Here is a 5,793-nt window from a genome sequence, read left to right on the forward strand (position 1 = left end):
GTGTACGGACGGCCGTACGGGCTGGGCGCGCGGCCTGGCTCGTACGGGCGCACGCCCCAGCCGGGATCGGCCGTCAGCCGCTGGATTCCGCCGACTTGTCCCGCTGCACATTGCGGTACACGGCGAGCGCCGGCCATTCCTCCCGTACCAGCCGGCGCGCGGAACGCCGCAGGTGGCGGGCGGCGAAGCCCGGTACGAGATGGTTCGTCACGCCCGTGGCGGTGGCCAGCGAGCCCAGGGCGCGACCGCGCTGGTCCGGGAACCCGGCCCGTAGCGCCGTCTCGAAGCGGTGCCGGGCCGGGGTGGTCCAGTCGACGCTGCCCGCGGGGTAGAGGCGGTAGCGGATCAGGCCGAGGAAGCGGCGGTCCTCCGGCCGCAGCGCGCCGCGCTCCACCAGCCGCGCCAGCCACGGCCCTTGCAGATGCCGTCCCGAGCGGCGCACCCAGCCGCGGGGGCGGGGGCCGCGGTCGCCGTGGCCCTTGCCCGGCGCGGGCAGGGTGGCCATCGCGGCGGCCAGCAGCGGCTCCTGGGGCGGCAGCGGGTTGACCACCGTGATGCGGCCGCCCTGCTCCACGATGTGCCCGGAGAGCTGGAGCTCCGCGAGCACGGCGCCGGCCACGCCGTACTGGAGGAACCGCGACCGGCACAGCCGCCGCCCCGCGGTGGGGTGGTGGGCGAGGAGCAGCAGCTCCTCGGGGAGCGTGAGGTCGGGCGCGGCGAATGTCATGGCGCGCCGGCGTCCGTGGCGGTGGTCCCGACGGCTTCCGCCTCCGTGGCGGGGGCGATCCGGCCGGTGACCTCGCCGAGTCCGATGCGGGCGCCGTCCGGGCCGGGGGCCCATGCGGTGAGGGTGACCTCGTCGCCGTCCTGGAGGAACGGGCCCTTCCCCTTGGTGAGTTCGAGGAGGCAGCCGAGCTGGTGCTCCTCGGGGCCGCTGACCGTGCCGGAGGCGTAGAGGTCGCCGGTGCGCAGCGTCGCGCCGTTGACGGTCATGTGCGCGAGCTGCTGCGCGGCCGTCCAGTACATGGTGGAGAACGGCGGGGAGGTGAGCGGTTCGCCGTTGAGCGCGACGTCGATGCGGATGTCGAGTCCGCCGGGCTCGGCGGCCGAGTCGTCGAGGTAGGGGAGAAGGGGGTAGGTGCGCTCCGGCGGCGCCGTACGCGCGTCGTCGAACGCGTCGAGCGGGGTGATCCAGGCGGAGACGGAGGTCGCGAAGGACTTGCCGAGGAACGGGCCGAGCGGCACGTACTCCCAGGCCTGGAGGTCGCGCGCGGACCAGTCGTTGACGAGGCAGACGCCGAAGACGTGGTCGCGGAAGCCCTCCAGCGGCACGGGCGCGGAGGAGGGGGTTCCGACGACGAAGCCGACCTCGGCCTCGATGTCCAGGCGGCGGGACGGCCCGAAGGTCGGGGCGTCGTCGGCGGGGGCCTTGCGCTGGCCGCTGGGGCGTACGACCTCGGTGCCGGTGACGACGACGGTGCCCGCGCGGCCGTGGTAGCCGATGGGCAGGTGCTTCCAGTTGGGCGTGAGCGCGTCGGCGCCGGGGCGGAAGATCCGGCCGACGTTGGTGGCGTGGTGCTCGCTCGCGTAGAAGTCCACGTAGTCGGCCACCTCGAAGGGGAGGTGGAGGGTGACGTCGGCCAGCGGCAGGAGGAACGGTTCCTCACTGATCCAGTCGCGTACCTCGGCCCGTACCGCCTGCCAGACGGGGCGCCCCGCGGCCAGCAGCGGGCCCAGGTCGGGGGCGACCAGCAGCTCGGCGTGGGCGGAGCCGCGGACGGTGGCGATCGCGCCGGCGTCCAGTACGCGCTCGCCGTAACGGACGCCGATCCGCCGCTGCTCCGGGGCGTCGGCGGTGGTGAACACGCCGTACGGGAGGGTGTCCGGACCGAAGGGGTCTTGCTGGGGCATGGGGTGCTGCCTCGCCTTCCTCGTCGCCGATTGGCTCGGACCAGATTACGGCTTGTGGCCCGCTGGGCAACCGGTCGCAGCCGCCAGGTAGGGGGCGTTCCGGACGATCCCGCGACGGGCCTTCGAAGCCGCCTTCGAAGCCGCCTTCGGGGCGTTCTCCGAAGCGGCCCCGGCGCGGTCTTGAAGCGGTCCGCGGCGCCATAGGGAAACGACACCCGGCGCGGTCTTGAAGCGGTCCTTAAAGCGTTCGCAATGTCCCGAAACGCCTTGCTGGAACGGACGATTCCGAAGTAGCGTTCCAAGTCGGGTCACGCACAGTGGGGGGGCCGCTGCGCTGAGGTGACCGAGGGGGAGCTGGTGGCGAGCAGAAGCACGCCCATCGCGGCGGACCGGTCCGTTCCCGGATTGATCGTGAAGTTCGGCGACTACCCGCTGCACCACGGCGGGGTCGGCGCGATCCGCAGCCTCGGCCGGCTCGGCGTCCCCATGTTCGCCGTCACCGAGGACCGCTGGACCCCCGCCGCCGCCTCCCGCTACCTCCACCGCGGCTTCGTCTGGCCGACGACCGGCACCGAGCACCCCGAGCGCCTCGTCGAGGGGCTGCTGCGGATCGGCCGCCGGATCGGCCGGCCGACGCTGCTGATCCCCACCGACGAGGAGGCGGCGGTGCTGATCGCCGAGCAGGCGGACGCGCTCCGCGCGCGCTTCCTCTTCCCGCGCGTGGAACCGGAGTTACCGCGCAGCCTCGCCAGCAAGCAGGGCCTGCACCAGCTCTGCGTGGAGCACGGAGTGCCCTCCCCGGCCGCCGCGTTCCCCGACTCGTACGAGGAGATCGCGCGGTTCGCGGCCGCCGCGCGCTTTCCCGTGGTCGCCAAGAACCGCGAGGCGTTCGAGCGGCGGCGCAAACCGGCCGTGCACGGCACGACGCGCATCGGCGGCCCCCGCGAACTGCTGGAGCTGGCGCGGGACTGGGGCCCGCGGCCCGGCGTGATCATCCAGGAGTACCTGCCGCGCGAGGAGGCCGAGGACTGGATCGTCCACGCCTACTTCGACGCGGAGTCCACCGCGCTCTCCATGTTCACGGGCGTCAAGGTCCGCTCCTGGCCGCCGCACGCCGGGATGACGGCCAACGCGTACGTCGTCGACAACCCCGAACTCGCCGAGATGACGGCCCAGTTCATCAAGCGCATCGGCTTCTCCGGGATCGTCGACCTCGACTGGCGGTACGACCGGCGCGACGGGCTGTACAAGCTGCTGGACTTCAACCCCCGGATGGGCGCCCAGTTCCGGCTGTTCGAGAACGAGTGGGGCATCGACGTCGTACGGGCCCAGCACCTCGACCTCACCGGCCGCAAGGTCCCCGAGGGCGAGCAGCTCGCGGGGCGCCGCTTCATCGTCGAGAACATCGACCTGCCCGCGTACGCCGCGTACCGCCGCAGCGGCTACACCACGCCGCACGCGCCCGCGCGCGCCAGCTCCACGGAGCTGGCCTGGGTCGCCCGCGACGATATGAAGCCGTTCTTCACGATGCTCGTCCGGTTCGTCCGGCCGGGCGCGCGGCACCTGCTGCAACTGTGGCGCACGCATCGCTCGCGCCGCCGCGCCATCGCCAAGTAACACCCTGGGGAGGGGACTCGTGACACATCCGGTAGCAGTCATCGGGGCCGGTCCATACGGTCTCTCGACCGCCGCCCATCTGCGGGCGCGCGGGGTGCCCGTCCGCGTGTTCGGCGCGCCGATGGTGAGCTGGCGCGAGCACATGCCCGCCGGGATGCTGCTCAAATCGACGCCGGCCGCCTCGAACATCGACGCCCCGCAGCCGGGCCATACGCTGCTGGACTACTGCCAGGAGGCGGGGGAGCGGCGGTACGAGTCGGACTGGGACATCATCCCCGTCGAGACCTTCGCGCGGTACGGGGAATGGTTCCAGGAGCGGCTGGTGCCGGAGTTGGAGCAGGTGCGCGTGGTGTCCGTGGACCGACGGTCGAAAGGCCGCCGCCCCGGCAGCGCCCATGGCTCCGGCTCCGGCTTCGACCTGAAACTCGACTCCGGCGAGCAGTTCACGGCGCGGGCCGTGGTCGTGGCCACCGGGCTGTCCGGGCTCGCGTACCTGCCGCCCGAGCTGGCCCCCGCCGCGCCGGACGGCCCCTCCGTGACCGGCCTGCTCTCGCACAGCTCGCAGCACCGCGACCTGTCACGGTTCGCCGGGGCCCATGTCGCGGTGGTCGGGGCCGGCCAGTCGGCGCTGGAGAGCGCCGTGCTGCTCGCCGATGCCGGGGCCGCGTCGGTACGGGTGGTGGCGCGCGGACGGGGCGCGGTGCGGTTCGGCACGGCCCCGGACGGCCAGCCGCCGCTGCGCCCGGAGACGCCGTTCGGCCGCGCCTGGTCCCTGTACGCCCTGTCGTACTACGCCGAGGGCTTCCGCCACCTTCCGCCGCCGACGCGGAAGTTCCTGGTCAAGCGGGTGCTGGGGCCGCTGGGCGCGTGGTGGCTGCGGGACCGCTTCGTCGGCCGCGTGCAGGTCACCGAGGGCAAGCGGATCGTACGGGCACGGGTCGAGGACGGCCGCCCGGTCCTCACCCTGGCCGCGCCCGGCGGCCCCGCGGGCGACCTGACCGCCGACCACGTCCTCGCCGCGACGGGCTACCGCGTGGACCTGGCCGCCCTCGGCTTCCTCGGCCACGGCCTCCGCGCCCGCCTCGCAGTCTCCGCGGGCGGCCCCCGCCTCGACGCCGGCTACGGCTCGTCCATACCCGGCCTCCACTTCACGGGCCTCCCGGCAGCGGCGAGCTTCGGCCCGGTGATGCGATTCGTGTGCGGGACGGAGTACGCGTCACCGCGGGTGGCTCGGGCGGTGGCGGGGGTGGGGGGCCGGTAGGGGCGGCCCGTTCGGCGACGGTGTCGAGCGGTCCCGTCGGACGGCCGGTCGGCGGCGCCGCCCAACTGCGAGGCCGCCCACGTGAACGTCGCGCAGAAGCGTCCTGTTCGCGGTTGCCGCGCGGGTCGCTCGTTCGGGTTGCGTCAGTAGTAATTGTGTTCCCCCGGCGGATGGCTGAGGCCACGATGGAGCCCTGGTCTCGTCATAGGGGGTAATTCTGGAATCCGGGGCGCTATCTCCCGATTGGGCTTCGGCCTGTGCGGCTGTGCCTCGGGCGGCTTTTCTGCCCGAGGTGATGTGGCCGCATGACATGGGCACCGGGCGGAGCATCGGGGTCAGCAAAGAGGCGGACCCGGAGGGGTGGTGGCGCTGGGCGCGGTCAGACGATCCCATCGTCACGCAGTGGGATGACGGGGCTCACGAAGGGGGCGAGCCCGGAGCCTCCTTCAGTTCGTCCTCGTCCATGCCGAGCCTGGTGTTCTCTATGCTCCGGGACCTCGATGTGCGGCCGGGGCAGCGCGTGTTGGAGATCGGTACGGGCACGGGGTGGAACGCCGCGTTGCTCGCCTATCGGCTCGGGGCCTCGAACGTCGTCACGGTGGAAGTCGACGCGGAAGTAGCCGAGCGCGGGGGCGTCGCCCTGGAGCGGTTCGGGGCGCCCGTGGAAGTGGTGCACCAAGACGGGGCCCTGGGGTGTGCCGAGCGGGCTCCGTTCGACCGGATCATTGTCACGTGTGGGGTGCGCCGGGTCCCTGGTGCGTGGATTCGGCAGACCCGTCACGGCGGCGTCGTCCTTCTGCCCTGGGGGACCTACTACGGGGCCGACGAAGCCACCGCCCGGCTCGTCGTCGACGCCGATGGGCTGACCGCCTCCGGGCCCTTCACCCGCTCCGTCGCGTTCATGCGGATGAGGTCCCAGCGTTTCGTATGGCCCCGGCACGATGCCTACGTGCCGGGGGCCGACGCCATGGACGCCGCAGAGGTCTCGTTCACCGACGTACCGG

General features: G+C 73.1%; 5 protein-coding genes. 3 read left to right on the forward strand and 2 right to left on the reverse strand.

Translation table 11 applies throughout. From position 1 onward, the window contains the following. Positions 1–73: 73 nt before the first annotated feature. Together ACFU99_RS30440 and ACFU99_RS30445 are read right to left on the reverse strand one after the other, a co-directional pair. Positions 74–727, reverse strand: coding sequence for a GPP34 family phosphoprotein (locus ACFU99_RS30440; RefSeq protein WP_384398125.1), 654 nt, complete (start codon positions 725–727; stop codon positions 74–76). Continuing rightward, positions 724–1,911 (reverse strand): fumarylacetoacetate hydrolase family protein, encoded by a 1,188-nt coding sequence (locus ACFU99_RS30445; protein WP_384398127.1) that lies wholly within the window; start codon positions 1,909–1,911, stop codon positions 724–726. Before ACFU99_RS30445 ends, ACFU99_RS30440 begins: the two co-directional genes overlap by 4 nt. 357 nt (positions 1,912–2,268) lie before the next feature. Here ACFU99_RS30445 and ACFU99_RS30450 point away from each other — a divergent pair, with 357 nt between their 5' ends. The 3 genes from ACFU99_RS30450 to ACFU99_RS30460 all read left to right on the forward strand — a co-directional run. After that, on the forward strand, positions 2,269–3,528 hold the full coding sequence (locus tag ACFU99_RS30450; RefSeq protein WP_384398129.1) for an ATP-grasp domain-containing protein: 1,260 nt from the start codon (positions 2,269–2,271) through the stop codon (positions 3,526–3,528). A gap of 19 nt (positions 3,529–3,547) precedes the next feature. Further along, the gene (locus ACFU99_RS30455; RefSeq protein WP_384398131.1) at positions 3,548–4,789 is read left to right on the forward strand and encodes an FAD-dependent oxidoreductase; all 1,242 of its coding nucleotides are present in this window, start codon (positions 3,548–3,550) and stop codon (positions 4,787–4,789) included. A gap of 475 nt (positions 4,790–5,264) precedes the next feature. Next, on the forward strand, positions 5,265–5,793 hold a 529-nt coding region (locus tag ACFU99_RS30460), incomplete at its 3' end, for a methyltransferase domain-containing protein (RefSeq protein WP_384398133.1).

The organism is Streptomyces sp. NPDC057654, assembly GCF_042800135.1.
Classification (GTDB): domain Bacteria; phylum Actinomycetota; class Actinomycetes; order Streptomycetales; family Streptomycetaceae; genus Streptomyces.